Genomic DNA, 18,791 nt, shown 5'->3' on the forward strand with positions numbered 1-18,791 from the left:
ACCTTTTGCAGCTCTTGTCGCGTCCTGTCACCTGGAGATCCCAGCCTTCGCTGGGATGACGTTGGGGCAGGCGGGGTCGTGTGTGGATCGGCCGTTTCCTCCCCATAAAAAAACGCCCCCTTCCGTGAGGAAGAGGGCGTTTTTTATTGGCCGCTGTGGGCGTGGGCGATCAGGCGCCGAAGGTGCGCTGCCACCAGCCGCGGCGGGGTTGTTCGCCGGTGTCGGTGGCGGCGTCGGTCGCCGGGGTTTCCGCGTCCTCGGGCTCGGCCGGGGCGGCGGGTTCCGGAGCGGTCACCGTGTCGGCAGGGGCGGCATCGGTCGTGGCGGCTTTACGCGTGCGGCGACGCTTGGGCTTTTCCTCCGCGGCGGGCGCCTCGGCGGCCGGAGCCTCCTCGGCAGTGAGTGCCGGGGTGGCCTTCTTGCGGGTGCGCTTGGGCTTGGGCGCCGGTTCGGCGTCGGCGGCCGGGGCGGCGACCGGCGCTTCGGCGACGGCGGGCTCCGCTTCGGCCGCGGCGGGGGCCTCGACCGGCGCCGCGTCGGCGACCTTGCGGGCGCGCGGGCGGCGGCGGGTGCGCGGCGCCTCGACGGGCTCGGCGTCCTCGACCTTTGCGGGGGCCGGGGCGTCGAGACCGGTCGTCACCGGGCCGGCATCGCCCGCCTCGACGATCGGTTCGTTGGCCGCCGGCGCGTCGCCATCGGCGTCGGCGCTGTCGACCGCGGCGTCCGAGCCCTCGGCCGGCGTGCCTTCGGCATGGCGGCGACCGCCACGGCGACCGCGACGCCCGCGACGGCGACGGCCTTCGCCCTGCGGCTGCTCGCCGTTGGCCTCGACGGTCTCGGCCTCGTCGCCTGCGACCGATTCGACGTCGGTGTCGGCATCCTCGGCGTCGGTCGCGTCGACCGGTGCTTCGGCGGTATCGTCCGACGCGGTGTCGCCAGCCTCGTCCTCGCGGTTGCGACCGCGGCGACCGCGACGGCGGCGGCGGCGGCCACGGCCTTCGCCCTCGCCACGTTCCTCGCGCTCGCGCTCACGCCGCGGCTCTTCCTCGACGGCCTCGACGACCTCGTCTTCCTCTTCCTCGTCCTCGATATCGTCGGGGACGTCGTCATAGTCTTCCTCGACCAGCGCCTCGATCTTGGGCGGGTGCGCGGGCGGCGGGCCGCTGGCCTCGACCGACATGCGCGCGCCTTCCTCTTCGCGATCGGGGACGATCTCGACGATCACGCCATAGCGATCCTCGATCTCGGCGATGTCCGCGCGCTTCTTGTTGAGGACGTAGATCGTCGCTTCCTGGCTGGCGCGCAGGGTGAGCACCGAACCGCGGCCGCGGGCCGCTTCGTCCTCGATGAGACGCAGCGCGCTGAGGCCCGCCGACGAGGCGGTGCGGACGAGGCCGGTGCCTTCGCAATGCGGGCAGGGACGCGTCGAGGCTTCGAGCACGCCGGTGCGCAGGCGCTGGCGGCTCATTTCCATCAGGCCGAACGACGAGATGCGGCCCACCTGGATGCGGGCGCGATCGTCCTTCAGCGCCTCCTTCATCGCCTTCTCGACCTTCCGGACATTGGAATTGTTGTCCATGTCGATGAAGTCGATGACGACGAGGCCGGCCATGTCGCGCAGGCGCAGCTGGCGGGCGATTTCCTTGGCGGCTTCGAGGTTGGTCGCGGTCGCGGTCTGTTCGATATTGTGTTCGCGCGTCGACCGGCCGGAGTTGATGTCGATCGAGACGAGCGCCTCGGTCGGGTTGATCACCAGATAGCCACCCGACTTCAGCTGCACGACCGGATGGTACATGGCGGCGAGCTGATCTTCGACATGCGCGCGCTGGAACAGCGGCACGGCGTCGGCATATTGCTTCACGCGGCGGGCGTGGCTGGGCATCAGGAGCCGCATGAACTCCTTGGCGTGGCGATAGCCCTCTTCGCCCTCGACGATCACTTCGTCGATGTCCTTATTGTAGATGTCGCGGATCGCGCGCTTGATGAGGTCGCTGTCGCCGTAGATCAGCGCTGGCGCCGACGAGCCGAGCGTCGCTTCGCGGATGCCGTCCCACAGACGCGCGAGATAATCGAAGTCGCGCTTGATCTCGACCTTGGTGCGCTGCAGGCCGGCGGTGCGGACGATGCAGCCCATCGAGCTGGGCAGCTGCATGTCGGCCATGATCGACTTGAGGCGCTTGCGATCGGCGGCGTTGCTGATCTTGCGGCTGATCCCGCCGCCGTGCGACGTGTTGGGCATCAGCACGCAATAGCGGCCGGCGAGCGACAGATACGTCGTCAGCGCCGCGCCCTTATTGCCACGTTCTTCCTTGACGACCTGCACCAGCAGCACCTGACGGCGGCGGATGACGTCCTGGATCTTGTAGCGGCGGCGCAGGTTCATGCGGCGCTGGCGCAGCGCCTCGACCTGATCGTCGTTGCCATTGCGCGGCTTCTTCGCGGGGGCGCCTTCGCCGCCCTCGGCGTCGTCGTGATCGGCATCGTCGTCGTCGTGATGATCGGCGTCGTCGTAATCGTCGTGATCGCGATCGTCGTGCGCATCGTCGTCATGATCGTCGTCGTCATGCTCGGCGCGTAGCGCGGCTTCTTCCGCCGCATGCTCCGCCTCTTCGCGCAGCAGCGCGTCGCGGTCTTCCTTGGGAATCTGATAATAATCGGGGTGGATTTCGCTGAAGGCGAGGAAGCCGTGGCGATTGCCGCCGTAATCGACGAACGCCGCCTGCAGCGACGGCTCGACGCGCGTCACCTTGGCGAGATAGATGTTGCCCTTGAGCTGCTTGCGTTCGGCGGATTCGAAATCGAACTCTTCAATCCGGTTATTCTTGACGACGGCGACGCGGGTTTCTTCCCGGTGGCGTGCGTCGATCAGCATACGCGTGGTCATTGAATAGTCTCCGCGCGCGTGGCGCTCCGGCGGCGGGTCCGTGACGGACCGGGCGGCAGGGCGCGCATGCGCGTTGATAGGTGGCGCCGGGCGGACCGGCGCGGGTTTGTGGCAAAGATGCGTCTGCTCGCCCGGCACATCGGGGGGCACGGCCCTCCCGCACGCCCGACACGCCGCCGGCCGAGGCCGGGCGGTGTCGAACGGTGGAAAAGTGCGTCATGCGAGCGTCAACCTGGTTAAGACCGCGCCAGGACGGCGCGAGAACCGGCGCATCGCCGATCTGTATTCACGGGCGACGCACGGGTGCAGTCCGTTGGTAGCATCGGCCTGCGCGAACCGCAACTGGCAGGAACTTGCCGTATCGGCCGGCAAAATCGTGCCGAATTCCGGATTAACCTTGCCGGGCAACCCCCTGTTGGCACCCTGTGCGTCACAACGGCCCCGTGGCGATCGCGTTCAGAATCGCCCGAGGGGTTGTGTATGGCTTTTCGCTGGACCCGCGTACGCCTGTCGCGGCAAGGACGCCGTGTGCTGACGCTGTTCGCCCTGATTGCGGGATGGTTCACGAGCGCGCCCGCCTGGGCGGCGACGATGATCCGTAGTGTCGCGGTGCAGGACGGGCGGATCGTCATCCGCTTCGATGGCCCGGTCGCGGATGCGAGCGGCGAGATTCTGTCCGCCAGCCGCCAGATCGCCGTCGACATCGCCGATGCCGTGCCCGGCGCGCGCGCGCGCGGCGGCGGGCCGGTAAGCGGCGTCACGCAGCTGCGGCAAGGTGCGGGCACGCGGCTGCTGTTCGACCTCGCGCGGCCCGCGATCATCGGCGATGCGTCGTTCGAGCAGGACGGGCGCAGCCTGGTGCTGTCGATCGAGCCGGCGAGCGCGGCGCGCTTTGCGGCGGCGGGGGCGGCCGGGCCGCTGAATTTCCTGTCCTTCGACATCGGCGGCTGGGCGGCGCGACCCAAGTACAAGGTATCGGTGCCGGTGCCGCCCCCGGCGCGCGGCCTGCCGCTGCCCAGGGTGCGCGGCGACGACAACCGGCCGCTGGTGGTGATCGATGCGGGGCATGGCGGCGTCGATCCGGGCGCGATCAACCCGGTGACCGGGCTGCGCGAAAAGGACGTGACGCTGCGCATCGCCCGGACGATTCGCGACCAGTTGCTCGCCACCGGGCGGGTGCGCGTGGCGCTGACCCGTGACGACGACCGCTTTCTGGTGCTGCGCGAACGCTATGGCATCGCACGGCGGCTGAAGGCCAATCTGTTCATCTCGATCCATTGCGACAGCGTGGGCAGCGGGGAGGCGAGCGGTGCGTCGGTCTACACCTTGTCCGAAGTCGCGTCCGACAAGGAAGCGGCGCGGCTGGCGGCGCGCGAAAACAAGGCGGACGTGATCTCCGGCGTGAACCTGGGCGATGCGGGTGCGGACGTGACGTCGATCCTGATCGACCTGGCGCAGCGCGAGACGATGAACACGTCCGCGAACTTCGCGCGGCTGCTGGGACGCGAGGCCAAGCCGCTGATCCCGACCAAGCCGGTGTTCCATCGCATGGCGTCACTGATGGTGCTGAAGGCGCCCGACATGCCGTCGATCCTGTTCGAGACGGGCTATATCTCCAACCCGCGCGATGCCGCCTTCCTCGACAGCAGTGAGGGGCGCGAGAAGATCGCGGAAAGCGTGACCAAGGCGGTCGAGGTGCATTTCGCGCGGCAGATGGCGAGCCGGTAGGGCTTTCCCGACGGTCCGACATTCCCGCGCAGGCGGGGATCCATAACCGCCACCGTCGATAATGGAGCCGCTACGGTAGCGCGTCTGGATCCCCGCCTGCGCGGGGATGACGGGGCGGGTGGGGCGGCGTTCACCGCCGTTCAAAATCTCCGTCAGATCGTGCCCGAGAAGGTGTCGCACGCCGCCGGATCGCCGGTTTCGATACCGCGGCGCAGCCAGGTCTGGCGCTGGGCGGAGGTGCCGTGGGTGAAGCTGTCGGGGACGACGCGGCCCTGGCTTTCCTTTTGCAGCGTGTCGTCGCCGATTGCGCCGGCGGCGGTCAGGCCCTCCTCCAGATCGCCCGGCTCCATGCGGCTGCGGTTCTGCGCGGCCCAGACGCCGGCGTAGCAATCGGCCTGCAGCTCGAGGCGGACCGAGGCGGCATTGCCCTCTCGCTCCGAACTGCTGCGCTGGATCTGCTGCACCTTGTCCGACGTGCCGAGCAGGTTCTGGATGTGATGGCCGAATTCGTGGGCGATCACGTAATCCTGCGCGAAGTCACCCTTGGCGCCGAAGCGATTGGCCAGTTCGTTGAAGAAGCTGGTGTCCAGATAGATGCGCTGGTCGGTCGGGCAGTAGAATGGGCCCATCGCCGATTGCGCGGCGCCGCAGCCCGAACGGCCGTTCTGGTTGAAGAAGGACAGGCCCGGGGCGCGGAAGCGCTCGCCGCTTTGCGCAAAGATCTTTTCCCAGGTATTTTCCGCCGAGCTGAACGCGTTGCAGGCAGCGCGCTTGTCGGGATCGGACGAACAGACCGCGGTCGCGCCGCGGCCTTCGGACGGGGCGCTGCGGGTAACCTGCGTGCCGCTGCCGCCTCCGCCGCCCACGAGACTGCCGAGATTGCCAAGCCCGCCGAACACGGCGAACAACAGCAATACGACGACGATGCCGCCGCAGCCGAAGCGGCTGCCGATCAGTGGCAACAGGCCGAACAGCAGTCCGCCGCCACCGCCTCCGCCGAAGCCACCACCGCCGGTGTTACCCTGGTCCTCGACGTCAATATTGGGATCGAAATCGTCGAGGCGCATGGCAGGCTCCGTTTAGCGTGTGTAACGAATGCCCGAACCCGTCCCCCGGTTGCAACCGGCTGCGCTTGGCGCCACGACAGGCGTGTTATCAGGAGAGTAGCATGATCCTTCAGGGCAAGACCGCGGTCATCACCGGCTCCACCTCCGGCATCGGCCTCGCCTATGCGAAGGCGCTGGCGGCAGAGGGCGCGAGCCTCGTCATCAATGGCTTTGGCGATGCGGATGCCATCGAGGCGATCTGCGCCGAACTGGCGGCCACCAGCGGCGCGACCGCGCTGTACGACGCGGCCGACATGACCAAGCCCGACGAGATCGCGGCGCTGATCGACCGCGCGGTCGCCGAGACGGGGCGGATCGACATTGCGATCAACAATGCCGGCATCCAGCACGTGTCGCCGATCGAGGACTTTCCCGACGACAAGATGGAAGCGATCATCCGCATCAACCTGCTATCGGCCTGGTATGTCGCCAAGGCGGCGGTGCCGCACATGAAGCGGCAGGGCTGGGGGCGGATCATCACCACCGCCTCCGCGCACAGCCTGGTCGCGAGCCCCAACAAGTCGGCCTATGTGATGGCGAAGCACGGGATCGCGGGCCTCACCAAGACGCTGGCGCTGGAGACGGCGACGCACGGTATCACGGTCAATTGCATCTCGCCGGGCTATGTCTGGACGCCGCTGGTCGAGGCGCAGATCCCCGATACGATGAAGGCGCGCGGGCTGACGCGCGAGCAGGTGATGAACGACGTGCTGCTCGCCGCGCAGCCCACCAAGGAATTCGTGACGCCCGAACAGGTTGCGGCGCTCGCCGTCTTCCTGTGCCGCGACGAGGCGAAGGCGATCACCGGCGCCAACCTGTCGGTCGACGGCGGCTGGACGGCCGCATGAGGGGCCTGTGGCTGGGCACGGCGACGGCGCTGGTCGCAACGGTGCTGGCGGGCGCGGCGCTGGCGCATGCGCGCGACCCCGATACGGCCGCGGTCGATTGGCGCGCGGTGGCGACGGTGGAGGACCGGCAGCGCCTGCGCGAATGGCGCGATGCCTGGGTGAAGGCGCTGGCAGAGGCGCGTGCCGATCCGGCGGGCGCAGCGGTGCTGTCGGCGGACCCGGCGCTGTTCAATCCCGATCAGGTGATCCGCGGCGAGATGCTGAAGCCCGGGGCCTATCGCTGCCGCACCTATCGGCTGGGCGGCAATGGTGCCGAGCGGCTCGCCGGCACCGCGCCGCCGCCGCGCGCGCTGCTGAGCGGCGCCTGGACGGCGTGCCGGGTCGAAGGGGACGGGCCCAAGCGCCAGTTCGCCACCGATGGCGTGCAGCGGGCGAGCGGCGTGCTGTTCGACAGCACCGATTCGCGGACGATCTTCCTCGGCACGCTGGCGCTCGGCGACGAGGCGCGGCCGATGCCGTACGGCCGCGATCTGCGGCGCGACATGGCGGGCTTCGTCGAGCGGATCGGCGAGGCGCGCTGGCGGCTGGTGCTGCCGTTTCCGGGGTTTCAATCGACGCTGGATGTGATGGAGATCGTGCCGGCGTAGCAGGCTTTCCTCCCCCCGCCGTCACCCCGGACTTGGTCCGGGGTCCACCGGGCCGCGGGGGCGAGGCTGGAGCCTCTTGCCGTCCCCCGCGCCAGCCCCCGACGTCACCCCGGACTTGGTCCGGGGTCCACCGGGCAGCACGGGGACGGCTGGAGCCTCTTGCCATTCCCCTCGCCGCAGAGTGGACCCCGGACCAAGTCCGGGGTGACGGGGTGGTTTGGGCTTATGGTGCGGTCGTCACCGGCGTCGTCGCGGTAGCCGTGGCCGCTACCGGCATCGCCACGACGGGCGTCGTCGTGAGTGGCGGCAGCGTCGCGAGATAGGCCTTGCCGTGCATCTTCACCAACGTGACCCGCCCGGCATTCGCCTCGGCGATCGACTGAAGGTAGGATCGCGGCTTCTTCATCAGCTTCGGACGGTCGAGGTCGGTCAGGCCGGCGATGCGGGCGGCTTCCTTGACGAAATGAACGCAGTTGCGCTGGTTGAGGTTGTAATGCGCGTCGCCGGTCTTTTCGTCCCACGCCGCGACCAGCCCGAGCACGGCGTTATATTGCGCGTCGGTGAGGACGACCGAGAACTGCGCGTCGCTGCCGGCGATGTAGAAGGGCTTCGAAATGTCGAGCCGCCCGGCCACGGTGCCCATCAGCAATTTGGGCGACACCGATTTGGCGGTGAAGCCGTAATTGGCGTCGACCGGCGCGCCGCCCGCATCCGGCACCCCGCGCAACGTGAAGAAGGCGTGCGGGAAGCTGTTGCCGAGTTCGTGGCTCCAGAAGGTGATCGTCACCGCCGCCCAGGCGGGCGCCGCGCCGAACAGCGAGGACAGCAGCAGCGCGGTGGCGAGCAGCGGGCGGAGGAGGGAGCGAACCATGCGCGGATGATACAGGCGGCGGCGGGGCTTGGGCAACGGAGATCACACTGAGGCGGCGTGGTATTTTCGCGCCCCTAAGCCTGGACGGGATGCGCGAGCGTCGCGGCATTCTCGCGCTTTTCGGGGCGGATATAGATCGAGCTGAGCCGCGGGACGGCGGCGCGCAATTCGTCCTCCAGCTCCTCGATCAGCGTCTCGGCTGCGCCCATCGTAAGGGCATCGTCGAAATCGACGCTGGCAGCGACGAAGATCGCATCGGGCGCGGTGTGGATGGTGCGGACGTGGTTGACGGCGGTGACGGCGGGATGGCGCGCGATGATGTCGCGCACCGTCTCTACCACCTGCGGGTCGGCGCGCTCGCCGATCAGCAGGCCCTTGGCTTCGCGCGCGAGCAGTACGGCGACGAGGCCGAGGATCAGACCGATCAGGATCGATGCGACGCCGTCGATACGCGGATCGACGAAATAATGGCTCGCCCACACGCCGACGCCGGCGATGACTAGGCCGGCGAGCGCAGCCGAATCCTCGAACAGCACGATGAAACCCGCCGGGTCCTTGCTCTGGCGGATCGCGCGCCACCAGCCGGCCTTGCCCTTCGCCTTCGAGAATTCGCGCATCGCGATGAACCAGGACGCGCCCTCCATCGCCATCGCAATGCCGAGCACGATGTAATTGACCAGCGGATCGAGCAACGGTTCGGGCGTGATGATGTGGCGATAGCCCTCATATATCGACACGCCTGCGCCGACCGCGAAGATCAGGATCGCGACGACGAACGCCCAGAAATACAGCTCGCGCCCGTAGCCGAAGGGGTGGACGGCGTCGGGCGCGCGCTTGGCGCGATGCTGGCCGTAGAGCAGTAGCACCTGATTGCCGCTGTCGACGCAGCTGTGGACGCCCTCGGTCAGCATCGACGACGAGCCGGTGATGCCCGCGGCGACGAACTTGGCGACGCCGATCCCGAGATTGGCGGCGAGCGCCCCGTACAGCACGATATTCTCGCGGATCCGCGCGGTCAGCCCGTCTGCCATTGTCGCTCCCTGTTGCGCCGCCGCATGGCGCGGGCATGGTACGCGCGAGCGTGTAAATCGGCTCCCGAGGCTAGGGTATGAATTGGGCGAAGAACAAGCCGACCGACTCCAAGCCGCGAGAGCATTGCGCGTCGTCGCCATCGATGGCGCGCAGGGCGTCATCCTGCCTGCGGGCGTGCTGGCGCTGGCGTCGGGGCAGATGGAGGAGTGGCGCTCGCGGACTGGTTTCGCGGCCACATCGCCTGACCCCTGAACGGGAATGGCCGCCGGCATACGAGATGCCGGCGGCCACCTTTCCTCCCCAGGAAACTTTCGAGAATTCCGTTAGCTAGGTGGGGGCGGGTGCGGCGAGAGGGGCCGGATGCGCAGCGGGGTCATGGTGTCCACCACATGGACAAGCGGGCGCGTCATGCTGTAACAAAATGACAAGCGCACGGGGTTGCGATCCCGTAGCGCAGGTGTGGCGTGGGGGAGTGGGGCGTGGCCGAGCGTAAATTGTTTGCGGGGCATGCGGTGCGGCGGCTCCGGCGGCAAGCGGCGCTGACGCAGGCGGCGATGGCCGAGGTGCTGGGCATTTCGCCGAGCTATCTCAACCTCGTCGAGCGCAACCAGCGGCCTCTGTCGGCGGCGCTGCTCGTCCGCCTGGCCGAGTCGTATGACTTCGATCCGCGCGCGCTGACCGCGGGCGAGCCGGGGGGTGGCGAAGCGGCGATGCGGCGGCGGCTGGCCGATCCGCTGTTCGCCGACCTGGAGATCGACCGCAACGAGATCGCCGAATGGCTCGCCGGGGCGCCGGGCGGGGCGGAGGCGTTTGCGCGGGCGTACGACCGGCTGGGTGCAGGGGCGGCGCGTGACGGCGATGCCGCCGACCCCGTCGCGGAAGTGCGGCGCGAGATCGAGCGGTGGCGCGGGCATTTCGCGGACCTCGACGGTCTGGCCGAGGCGCTGGCGGACGAATTGCGGCTGGGCGCAGGCGACCTGTACGGCGCGATCGCCGAGCGGTTGCGCGTCAAGCACCAGCTGACGATCCGCATCCTGCCCGTCGACGTGATGCCCGATCTGCTGCGCCGACTCGACCTGCATGCTCGGCAGTTGCAGCTGAGCGAAGTGCTCGATTCGGCGTCGCGGACCTTTGCCGCGGCGTATCAGCTGGCGCAGATCGAGGCGCGGGCGGAGATCGATGCGCTCGCCAAGGGGGCGGGGTTCGCGGACCGTTCGGCGGAGCGATTGTTCCGGCGGCACCTTGCCAGCTATTTCGCGGCGGCGGTGATGATGCCCTATGCCCGGTTCCTGCGGGCTTGCGAGAGCACGGGGTATGACCTGGAGCTGTTGCAGCGGCGGTTCGGGGCGGGGTTCGAGCAGGTGGCGCACCGGCTGACGACGCTGCACCGTGTCGGGGCCCGGGGGTTGCCGTTCTTTCTCATTCGCATCGATCGCGCCGGGCAGTGTTCGAAGCGCTTTTCCGGGGCGAGTGGGTCGCCGCTCGCCGAGGCGGAGGGGCGCTGCCCGCTGTGGCGGTTGCACCAGGCGTTCGATCGGCCGGGCAGCCTTGCGGTGCAGCTGGTGGAGCTCGAGGATCGGGCGCGGTGGCTGACGATTGCGCGGACGGTGACGCCGCAGCGGCGGCGCTATGGCGGCGTGCTGGCCGAGTTCGCGGTCGGCATCGGTGTGGCGGCGGAGCTGGGCGGGGCGCTGGCGGTGGCGCGGGGCATCGACCTGAAGGGCGATGCGACGCCGATCGGCCTGGGGTGCCGGGCGTGCCAGCGGACCGATTGCCCGCAGCGGTCGGCGCCGCCGGCGGGGCGGGCGCTGCTAATCAACGAGCGGGATCGGGGCGTGTCGGGGTTCACCTTCACGGGAGACTGATTGAAAATAATCATACAAAGTTACAGGCATTAACGCTGATGGCGTGACGTTTGCACGCGATTTGCGGCGCATTTCCCTCCAAATGCCGTGTCAATGTCTGTACACATTCTCGCATCCAGACAGCGAGGGATATGCGACATGACCTACCAGCAGCAGATCGGCACCGCCCGCCAGACGATCGGCGGCCACGCCACCTGGGGCGGGATCGATGCCGAATCGGTCGCGCGCATGCGGTTGCAGAACCGCTTCCAGACCGGCCTCGATATTGCCCGCTATACCGCTGCAATCATGCGGCGTGACATGGCGGCGTACGATGCCGACCCCGCGGCCTACACCCAGTCGCTCGGCTGCTGGCATGGGTTCATCGGGCAGCAGAAGATCATCAGCATCAAGAAGCATTTCGGCACCACCGACCGGCGTTACCTGTACCTGTCCGGCTGGATGGTCGCGGCGCTGCGCAGCGAGTTCGGCCCGCTGCCCGACCAGTCGATGCACGAAAAGACCAGCGTGCCCGCGCTGATCGAGGAACTGTACACCTTCCTCCGCCAGGCCGATGCGCGCGAGCTGAGTCTGTTGTTCCGCGAGCTCGACAAGGCGCGCGAGAGCGGCAACGAGGTGGAGGCGCAGCGGCTGACCCAGGCGATCGACAACCACCAGACGCATGTCGTGCCGATCATCGCCGATATCGATGCGGGCTTCGGCAATGCCGAGGCGACGTATCTGCTCGCCAAGAAGATGATCGAGGCGGGCGCCTGCGCGCTGCAGATCGAAAACCAGGTCAGCGACGAGAAGCAGTGCGGCCACCAGGACGGCAAGGTCACCGTGCCGCACGAGGACTTCCTGGCGAAGGTGCGCGCCTGCCGCTACGCCTTCCTGGAGCTGGGCGTCGACGACGGCATCATCGTGACGCGCACCGACTCGCTGGGCGCGGGCCTGACCAAGCAGATCGCGTTCAGCAAGGAGCCAGGCGACATCGGCGACCAGTATAACGCCTTCCTCGACTGCGACGAGATCGACGTGACCCAGGTCGGCAACGGCGACGTCGTGATCACGCGCGAGGGCAAGCTGCTGCGGCCCAAGCGCCTGCCGTCGAACCTGTTCCAGTTCCGCGAGGGGACGGGGGCGGACCGCTGCGTGCTCGACTGCATCACGTCGCTCCAGAACGGCGCCGACCTGCTGTGGATCGAGACGGAGAAGCCGCACATCGAACAGATCGCGTCGATGGTCGACCGCATCCGCGAGGTCGTGCCGAACGCCAAGCTAGTCTACAACAACAGCCCCAGCTTCAACTGGACGCTCAATTTCCGACAGCAGGTGTTCGACGCCTGGACGCAAGCGGGCAAGGACGTGTCGGCGTACGACCGCGCGCGGCTGATGAGCGTCGATTACGACGGTACGCCGCTGGCGGACGAGGCCGACGAGCGTATCCGCACCTTCCAGAAGGATGCGGCGGCGCGGGCGGGTATCTTCCACCACCTGATCACGCTGCCGACCTATCACACCGCGGCGCTGAGCACCGACAACCTCGCCAAGGCCTATTTCGGCGACGAGGGCATGCTCGGCTACGTCAAGGGCGTGCAGCGCCGCGAAATCCGCGAAGGCATCGCCTGTGTGAAGCACCAGAACATGTCGGGCAGCGACATCGGCGACGACCATAAGGAATATTTCGCCGGCGAGGCCGCGCTGAAGGCCGGCGGCGTCCACAACACGATGAACCAATTCGCGGCGTAACCCCCGCGGCCTCCGTGCCCGACGGTGCGGGGGCCGTTTTGCCTCGTGGAAGTGGACGAAGTGGACGGTATGTAACGTCCCGGATGCCTTCCCCGGCGCGTGCGCCGGATGGCGCCTCTATCACCGCCCGACCGGGTCATCCGGCGGGCGGTTTTGTGTATGCGATCCCCGCGGGTGGGGAGAGAAAGAGCGGTGCGCCGAGTCGGTGCGGGGTTGAGTGCTTCACATTTGTTCCGTGTAGAAAAGAGCTTCGCCGTGCTATCTGATTTGCCGTTCGAGCGAAGTGAGACACAACCGCGGTCATCACCGACCGATTCATCGAAGAATATCCAAGATCGATCATGTTGCCACTTTCGGCTCGATTATATGATGCCTAACCAACGGGCGGAGATGCAGCTAACTATTACCGTGTCATAGACCTGACGGATAAAAATGGATTAAGTGTCAATTACGTGCACTGTGCAAAACAATTTATCGGCGGTATGATTTCTGAAAGGATCGTATTCTTGTGTTGACCGATTAGGTCGTCATGATAAATTGTATCCCCACGCCACATCGGGGGAAACATGCGGGCTCGGAACCGGTACGGATGGATGGCGGCAACTCTGATGGTGCCGTTTATCATGGCTTTTCAGAGCGATGTTCGCAATCCGCCAGCTGATTTACGTAGCAAGGCCAGCCTCATACTCGATCATTCCGGGGAGCTTTCGCGGATATGGCCTGGGTATTGGCCTGAAAATCAGGGCTTCATCCTCTACGACCCGTCCTCCGGCGCCGTTTTGGTCGGCGCCGATGGGCAACCACGCAATGTGACCTATCGCGCCGGCAAGCTGCCGGGAGCGGATTCGGACTTCGTGTTCGACTATCCCGCGGGCACACCGAATATGATGATGATGACGGTCAAGAACGATTGGCCACTAGCTGTCGAGACGCTGTTCCATGAACAGTTCCATGACTTCCAGCACGACGCTTTCGACAAGAAAGATCGGCGATACGGAGGGGACTATGTTGATCTGACAGAGATCACGGATCGGGCCAGCTTTACCGCAGCCGCTGAACTGGAAAGGCGCGTGCTGGCTGATGCTATCCTTGCGCAAACGGCTGCGAAGCGGACGGAGCTGTCACGACAGTATGTGGCCCTCAGGCGAATCCGGGAGACCACGTTGGGAGAAGCAATCGTCGGCAAAGAACGGTACTTCGAACGCCTAGAAGGAACGGCCCAGTACGTGGGCTTCAAAGCTGCCGCCATTGTGCTGACCGGAAAAGATGGTAGCGTCGCTACTCAGCTGGCGACCGGTTTGCGTCGCAACTTGTTCGCCAATGCGAAGGGGTCGTACAGCGGTAACTGGTTTCGCACGCGCGCTTATGACGTTGGTGGAGCAATCGCCCTGCTACTCGATCGACTCGGCTCAACGGACTGGAAAGCACGCGTTCAAAGCGGGGAGCCGCTCGATATGCTGCTCGAAAAGACCGTGGGCTTCACAGACGGTGACGAAAGAACGCGCCTCGCTCAGACAGCGCAGACGACTTATGGCGCCGGACAGATTTTGCTCGACATGAAAGCGGCATTGGCCGCGGCGCCGAAAACATTGGAGAGTCCGGCAGATTTCATGCGTTTAGGCTCGCGTCATCTCGTTCTTTCTATATCGATTCCCCGTAGTCGATTGGCGGATGGTCAGGAGTTTAGCAGCACGAAGCAGATGATAGCCGTCGGAAAGTCGGCCATGGCATTTCTGGATGTCAATAACTTTCAGGTTGAGCAGCCGGGTATAAAGCTTGCGCTTAAGGGCTACTCCGTGATGTCTGAGAGAGCGCCATCGAAACCTGGAGAGCCGCTCGTCACGACGTACACCATTTCCCTCAATCCGCAGGTGAAGCTCCCGACGCTGGACGCTTTGACGCCCGGAACCCACTCGCTCGACAGCCTCAACTTATCCACCGAAGGCCTAACACTTCATGTCGATCGGCCAACCACGGTCACAGTCGCAAAGGATCGCATCGCGGTTATGACGTCGGTTGCGAACCAGCCATGACCTGACGCAATAGTATTGCTCATGATACACCGCGGGTTCGGGCGAACCCGACATATTGCGTCGCAAGGTATATTCGTCGTCGCGAGACAACGGTCCGGGTCGGAACAAACAAAAGCGGCACACTTTAGGGGGGGCATTGAAAGGCGCCGCGGTGGGCGAGGTTACGCCCCCGCGTCGGTCAGTCGTTCCAGCTGCTCCTTGCTCAGGTCCAGCTCCATCGCCGGCAGCAAATCCTCCAGCTGCTTCACGCTGGTCGCGCTGGCGATGGGGGCCGTTACGCCTTCTTGCGCGATCAGCCACGCCAGCGCGATCTGGGCGTGGGTGGCGCCGGTTTCGTCGGCCACCTGGTCCATTGCGGCTAGGACGGCGGCGCCTTTGCCCTCCAGCAATTCGCCCATGCGGCCGCCGCGGACGCTTTGGGTGAGGTCGTCCTTGGTGCGGTACTTGCCGGTGAGGAAGCCGGAGGCGAGGCCGTAATAGGGGAGGACGCCGATGTTTTCGGTGACGCAGTAATCCTGCAACTCGCCTTCGAATTTGTGGCGGCTGACGAGGTTATATTCGGGCTGGAGCACGTGGTAGCGGGGCAGGTCGCTGGCCTTGGCGAGGTCGACCGCCGACTTGAGGCGCGCGGCGTGGAAGTTGGAGGCACCGAGGACGCGGACCTTGCCGGCGTCGATCAGCGTGCCGAAGGCTTCGAGCACCGCCTCCTGCGGGACTGTGTCGTCGTCCTGGTGCGCGTAATAGAGGTCGATGCGGTCGGTGCCGAGGCGCTTGAGCGAGGCTTCGGCGGCGGCGACGATGCGGGCGGGGGCGAGCTTTTCGCCGCCTTCGCCGGGCATCATGCCGACCTTGGTTGCGATCAGCACGTCGTCGCGCTTGCCGCTGTGGCGCAGCCAGTCGCCGATCATGCTTTCCGATTCGCCGCCTTTGTGGCCGTCGATCCAGGCCGAATAGACGTCGGCGGTGTCGATCATCGTGCCGCCGCCCGCGACGAAGGCGTCGAGGACGGCGAAGCTGGCGTCCCGGTCGGCGGTCCAGCCGAAGACATTGCCGCCGAGCACCAGCGGCGCAATGCGGAGGTCGGTGGAGCCGAGGCGGCGCTGCTGGGTCATGAGGCGTCCATTTGGTTGGCGGCGGGCGGGTTGGCGGCGGGCTGGGTGTCGTTCGCGGCGTCGTCGCTGACCGCGTCGAGATCGATGCTGTTGGCGTCGAGCATCGCGGCGGCGTCGTTCAGTTGCGCGGCTTCATCGGGCGTCACCGTGCGGGGATCGTCGCTGCCGCCCGAACAGGCGGCGAGCGATGCGGAGAGCAACAGGGGGATGAGCGCAGTGGCGATCCGGTTCGACATGTGGCGCTCAATTCCCCCGGTGTGTTGATGCGGTTGATATTCATTCCTCCCCCGCCAGGGGGAGGTGGCATGCCAAAGGCATGACGGAGGAGGAGGAAACGCCAACCAATGTTTCGCTTACCGCCCCCTCCGTCACCGCTCCGCGGCGCCACCTCCCCCTGGCGGGGGAGGACTGACACGCTTGGCGCTTCGCCTTAGTCCTTCAGCGCGCGGCCGGCGCGTTCCAGTGTGTTGCCGGTGGCGTCAGCGGCGCGATCGGCGGCGTTGCTGATCGACCGGCCGGCGCGGTCGAGCCCGCGGTCGATGTTTTCGCCAGCACGATCAGCGCGTGCGTCGGCACGGTCGGCGGCGCGATCGATCGCGTTGCCCGCGTTATCGAGGTGGCGTTCGGCCGAGCCGAAGGCTTCGTCGGTGGCGGCGTCGACATCGCTGACCGCGTTGCGCGTGGTCGCGGCGGCGTCAGCGGCGATCGCATTGCCGGCTTCGGCGGTCTGGTCCTGCGCATTCTGGCTGCAGGCGGCGACGCCAAGGGCGAGCGGGGCGGCGAGGATCAGCAGGCGCTTCATGAATCGGGTCTCCCAGGGAAAACGTCTAACCCGCCGCAAACGCCTTTGCGACCGTTTCGGTCCGCGTTGACCGCATATAAAGATATCTTTATATGTTGATGCGATCATGGCCCATGCACTCGACATCTTCCGTGCCCTTGCCGACGCGACGCGGCTGCGCATCTTCTCTCTGCTGCGCACGATGGAGCTGTCGGTGGGCGAACTGGCACAGGTGCTGGGGCAGAGCCAGCCGCGGGTCAGCCGGCACGTGAAAATCCTGTGCGATGCGGGCCTTGCCGAACGGCGCAAGGAGGGCAGCTGGGTCTTCGTGGCGCTGGGCGAGGCGGCGGCGACGCAGCCGGTCGCGGGCGCGATCGACGCCTGGACGCAATATGAGCCCGATCATTGGGCGGTGGCGGATGCCGCGCGCCTGGCCGCGGTGCGCGCCGATCGCGCGTCGAGCGCAGCGGCGTGGTTCGAGGGGCATGCCGGCGAATGGGACGCGATCCGATCGCTCCACGTCGCCGAGAGCGAGGTCGAGGCGGCGATGGCGGCGGTGCTGGGCACCGGGCCGCTCGGCAGCCTGATCGATATCGGTACGGGCACAGGGCGGATGCTGGAGCTGTTCGGCGACCAGGCGGACAGCGCGCTGGGCATCGACCGGTCGTCGGAGATGCTGCGGCTGGCGCGGGCGAAGCTGCACGACCGGCCCAACACCGAATTGCGCCAGGCGGACCTGTATGCGCTGCCGATGGCGGATGGCGCGGCGGATGTCGCGATCCTGCACCACGTGCTCCATTTCGCGCAGCAACCGGGCGCGGCGATCGCCGAGGCGGCGCGCGTGCTGGGGCCGGGCGGGCGGCTGCTGATCGTCGATTTCGCGCCGCACGACCGCGAGGAGCTGCGCACGCGCAACGCGCATACGCGGCTGGGCTTTGCGGACGATCAGATCGCGGGCTGGTTCGGCAATGCGGGGCTCGCCCTCGCCCGGACGGAGACGCTGGGCGGCGGCGAATTGACGGTGACTTTATGGCTGGGGCGCAAGTCCGGCGCCAGCCTGCGTGAGGTAAGAGCGGCATGACGATTTCGGTGAACCAGCTGGAAGAGGCGCAGATCGCGCTGAAGGCACCGCTGTACGCGGACGTGGGCGGCCATCTGGACGTGTCGTTCGAATTCTTCCCGCCCAAGACGGAGAAGATGGACGAGCAATTGTGGGAAGCGGTGCGCACGCTGGAGCCGCTCGGCCCCAGCTTCGTGTCCGTCACCTATGGCGCGGGCGGCTCGACGCGCGAGCGCACGCACGCCACCGTCGCGCGCATCCAGCGCGAGACGAGCCTGGCGGCGGCGGCGCATTTGACCTGCGTCGAGGCGACCAGGGCGGAGATCGATCAGGTCGCCGAGGATTATTGGGCGGCGGGCGTGCGCCACATCGTCGCGCTGCGCGGCGATCCGCCCGCGGCGGGCGCGAAGTTCGAGAGCCATCCGGGCGGCTATGAGAATGCCGCCGCGCTGGTCGCGGGGCTGAAGCGGCTGCATCCGTTCGAGATTTCGGTGGCGGCCTATCCCGAATGCCATCCGGATTCGGTGAGCGTCGCGGCGGATCTGGACAATCTGAAGGCCAAGATCGATGCGGGTGCGACGCGCGCGATCACGCAATTCTTCCACGAGCCCGAAACCTTCTTCCGCTATCGCGACAAGGTGGCCGCCGCCGGGATCACCGCGGAGATCGTGCCGGGGATCATGCCGGTCACCAACTTCGCCAGCGTCGTGCGCATGAGCAAGATGTGCGGCACCGAGGTGCCGGCGTGGCTGGCGCGGCTGTTCGACGGGCTGGAGGATCATCCCGCCGCGCGGCAGCTGGTGGCAGCGACGCTGGCGGCGGAGCTGAGCCGCAAATTGTACGCGGGTGGCTGCAAGTCGCTGCACTTCTACACGCTCAACAAGGCGGAGCTGTCGTTCGCGATCTGCCACCTGCTGGGCGTGCGGGCGAAGCCGATGCAGGACGCGGCGGCGGCGTGAAGGAAAGTCCTCCCCCGGCAGGGGGAGGGAGACCATTCGGCGCCAGCCGAATGGTGGAGGGGGCGGCAAGCGGCGGACTGGATGACGGGTCTCCCGCTTACCGCCCCCTCCGTCACCGCTTCGCGGCGCCACCT

At 67.0% G+C, this 18,791-nt stretch carries 16 protein-coding genes; 9 read left to right on the top strand and 7 right to left on the bottom strand.

Features of this window, described 5'->3' with window-relative positions:
- Positions 1-169 precede the first annotated feature (169 nt).
- The gene (locus tag A7E77_RS10140) at positions 170-2,872 is read right to left on the bottom strand and encodes an Rne/Rng family ribonuclease (protein ID WP_063689867.1); all 2,703 of its coding nucleotides are present in this window, start codon (positions 2,870-2,872) and stop codon (positions 170-172) included.
- Positions 2,873-3,364: 492 nt separating this feature from the next.
- Between A7E77_RS10140 and A7E77_RS10145 the strand changes: the two genes are divergently transcribed.
- Positions 3,365-4,612: an N-acetylmuramoyl-L-alanine amidase family protein gene (locus tag A7E77_RS10145; protein ID WP_063687679.1), complete on the top strand. Its 1,248-nt coding sequence runs from the start codon at positions 3,365-3,367 to the stop codon at positions 4,610-4,612.
- 152 nt (positions 4,613-4,764) lie between these two features.
- Here A7E77_RS10145 and A7E77_RS10150 read toward each other — a convergent pair whose 3' ends face one another.
- Positions 4,765-5,679 (bottom strand): neutral zinc metallopeptidase, encoded by a 915-nt coding sequence (locus A7E77_RS10150; protein ID WP_063687681.1) that lies wholly within the window; start codon positions 5,677-5,679, stop codon positions 4,765-4,767.
- Between the two features lie 101 nt (positions 5,680-5,780).
- Between A7E77_RS10150 and A7E77_RS10155 the strand changes: the two genes are divergently transcribed.
- Positions 5,781-6,566 carry a 3-hydroxybutyrate dehydrogenase gene (locus A7E77_RS10155; RefSeq protein WP_063687683.1) on the top strand — a complete coding sequence of 262 codons (786 nt, stop codon included), beginning with the start codon at positions 5,781-5,783 and terminating at the stop codon, positions 6,564-6,566.
- Positions 6,563-7,213 (top strand): DUF4893 domain-containing protein, encoded by a 651-nt coding sequence (locus A7E77_RS10160; RefSeq protein ID WP_063687685.1) that lies wholly within the window; start codon positions 6,563-6,565, stop codon positions 7,211-7,213. The genes A7E77_RS10155 and A7E77_RS10160 overlap by 4 nt, the downstream gene beginning before the upstream one ends.
- A gap of 223 nt (positions 7,214-7,436) precedes the next feature.
- Here A7E77_RS10160 and A7E77_RS10165 read toward each other — a convergent pair whose 3' ends face one another.
- Positions 7,437-8,084, bottom strand: a complete 648-nt coding sequence (locus A7E77_RS10165) for a hypothetical protein (protein WP_063687687.1) — start codon at positions 8,082-8,084, stop codon at positions 7,437-7,439.
- A 74-nt stretch (positions 8,085-8,158) separates the two neighbouring features.
- Positions 8,159-9,115, bottom strand: coding sequence for a cation diffusion facilitator family transporter (locus tag A7E77_RS10170; protein WP_063687689.1), 957 nt, complete (start codon positions 9,113-9,115; stop codon positions 8,159-8,161).
- Between the two features lie 82 nt (positions 9,116-9,197).
- Here A7E77_RS10170 and A7E77_RS17965 point away from each other — a divergent pair, with 82 nt between their 5' ends.
- From A7E77_RS17965 to A7E77_RS10185, 4 genes are all read left to right on the top strand, one after another.
- Complete coding sequence (locus A7E77_RS17965) at positions 9,198-9,368, top strand: hypothetical protein (RefSeq protein WP_192929958.1); 171 nt, start codon at positions 9,198-9,200, stop codon at positions 9,366-9,368.
- Positions 9,369-9,595: 227 nt separating this feature from the next.
- Positions 9,596-10,981: a helix-turn-helix domain-containing protein gene (locus A7E77_RS10175; protein ID WP_063687692.1), complete on the top strand. Its 1,386-nt coding sequence runs from the start codon at positions 9,596-9,598 to the stop codon at positions 10,979-10,981.
- A gap of 138 nt (positions 10,982-11,119) precedes the next feature.
- Entirely contained in the window at positions 11,120-12,712 is a 1,593-nt protein-coding gene (locus A7E77_RS10180; RefSeq protein WP_063687694.1) for an isocitrate lyase, read from the top strand.
- Between the two features lie 593 nt (positions 12,713-13,305).
- The gene (locus tag A7E77_RS10185) at positions 13,306-14,745 is read left to right on the top strand and encodes a hypothetical protein (RefSeq protein WP_063687696.1); all 1,440 of its coding nucleotides are present in this window, start codon (positions 13,306-13,308) and stop codon (positions 14,743-14,745) included.
- Between the two features lie 161 nt (positions 14,746-14,906).
- Here A7E77_RS10185 and A7E77_RS10190 read toward each other — a convergent pair whose 3' ends face one another.
- The 3 genes from A7E77_RS10190 to A7E77_RS10200 form a co-directional block, all read right to left on the bottom strand.
- A complete protein-coding gene (locus A7E77_RS10190) occupies positions 14,907-15,857 on the bottom strand; it encodes an aldo/keto reductase (RefSeq protein ID WP_063687698.1) in 951 nt (316 codons plus the stop codon).
- A complete protein-coding gene (locus A7E77_RS10195; protein ID WP_063687700.1) occupies positions 15,854-16,093 on the bottom strand; it encodes a hypothetical protein in 240 nt (79 codons plus the stop codon). The genes A7E77_RS10190 and A7E77_RS10195 overlap by 4 nt, the downstream gene beginning before the upstream one ends.
- Positions 16,094-16,287: 194 nt before the next feature.
- Positions 16,288-16,659: a hypothetical protein gene (locus A7E77_RS10200; protein ID WP_017977663.1), complete on the bottom strand. Its 372-nt coding sequence runs from the start codon at positions 16,657-16,659 to the stop codon at positions 16,288-16,290.
- 106 nt (positions 16,660-16,765) lie between these two features.
- Here A7E77_RS10200 and A7E77_RS10205 point away from each other — a divergent pair, with 106 nt between their 5' ends.
- On the top strand, positions 16,766-17,719 hold the full coding sequence (locus A7E77_RS10205) for a metalloregulator ArsR/SmtB family transcription factor (RefSeq protein ID WP_063687702.1): 954 nt from the start codon (positions 16,766-16,768) through the stop codon (positions 17,717-17,719).
- On the top strand, positions 17,716-18,657 hold the full coding sequence (gene metF, locus A7E77_RS10210; RefSeq protein WP_017977665.1) for a methylenetetrahydrofolate reductase [NAD(P)H]: 942 nt from the start codon (positions 17,716-17,718) through the stop codon (positions 18,655-18,657). The genes A7E77_RS10205 and metF overlap by 4 nt, the downstream gene beginning before the upstream one ends.
- Positions 18,658-18,791 lie beyond the last annotated feature (134 nt).

Source organism: Sphingomonas sp. NIC1 (assembly GCF_001638925.1).
In the GTDB taxonomy this organism is placed as follows: Bacteria; Pseudomonadota; Alphaproteobacteria; order Sphingomonadales; family Sphingomonadaceae; genus Sphingomonas; species Sphingomonas aquatilis.

What these genes read in the sequence shown, in the direction of transcription:
- A7E77_RS10140 (WP_063689867.1), bottom strand. Translation starts at nt 2,872, where the DNA reads ATGCTGATCGACGCACGCCACCGGGAAGAAACCCGCGTCGCCGTCGTC.
- A7E77_RS10145 (WP_063687679.1), top strand. Translation starts at nt 3,365, where the DNA reads ATGGCTTTTCGCTGGACCCGCGTACGCCTGTCGCGGCAAGGACGCCGT.
- A7E77_RS10150 (WP_063687681.1), bottom strand. Translation starts at nt 5,679, where the DNA reads ATGCGCCTCGACGATTTCGATCCCAATATTGACGTCGAGGACCAGGGT.
- A7E77_RS10155 (WP_063687683.1), top strand. Translation starts at nt 5,781, where the DNA reads ATGATCCTTCAGGGCAAGACCGCGGTCATCACCGGCTCCACCTCCGGC.
- A7E77_RS10160 (WP_063687685.1), top strand. Translation starts at nt 6,563, where the DNA reads ATGAGGGGCCTGTGGCTGGGCACGGCGACGGCGCTGGTCGCAACGGTG.
- A7E77_RS10165 (WP_063687687.1), bottom strand. Translation starts at nt 8,084, where the DNA reads ATGGTTCGCTCCCTCCTCCGCCCGCTGCTCGCCACCGCGCTGCTGCTG.
- A7E77_RS10170 (WP_063687689.1), bottom strand. Translation starts at nt 9,115, where the DNA reads ATGGCAGACGGGCTGACCGCGCGGATCCGCGAGAATATCGTGCTGTAC.
- A7E77_RS10180 (WP_063687694.1), top strand. Translation starts at nt 11,120, where the DNA reads ATGACCTACCAGCAGCAGATCGGCACCGCCCGCCAGACGATCGGCGGC.
- A7E77_RS10185 (WP_063687696.1), top strand. Translation starts at nt 13,306, where the DNA reads ATGGCGGCAACTCTGATGGTGCCGTTTATCATGGCTTTTCAGAGCGAT.
- A7E77_RS10190 (WP_063687698.1), bottom strand. Translation starts at nt 15,857, where the DNA reads ATGACCCAGCAGCGCCGCCTCGGCTCCACCGACCTCCGCATTGCGCCG.
- A7E77_RS10195 (WP_063687700.1), bottom strand. Translation starts at nt 16,093, where the DNA reads ATGTCGAACCGGATCGCCACTGCGCTCATCCCCCTGTTGCTCTCCGCA.
- A7E77_RS10200 (WP_017977663.1), bottom strand. Translation starts at nt 16,659, where the DNA reads ATGAAGCGCCTGCTGATCCTCGCCGCCCCGCTCGCCCTTGGCGTCGCC.
- A7E77_RS10205 (WP_063687702.1), top strand. Translation starts at nt 16,766, where the DNA reads ATGGCCCATGCACTCGACATCTTCCGTGCCCTTGCCGACGCGACGCGG.
- metF (WP_017977665.1), top strand. Translation starts at nt 17,716, where the DNA reads ATGACGATTTCGGTGAACCAGCTGGAAGAGGCGCAGATCGCGCTGAAG.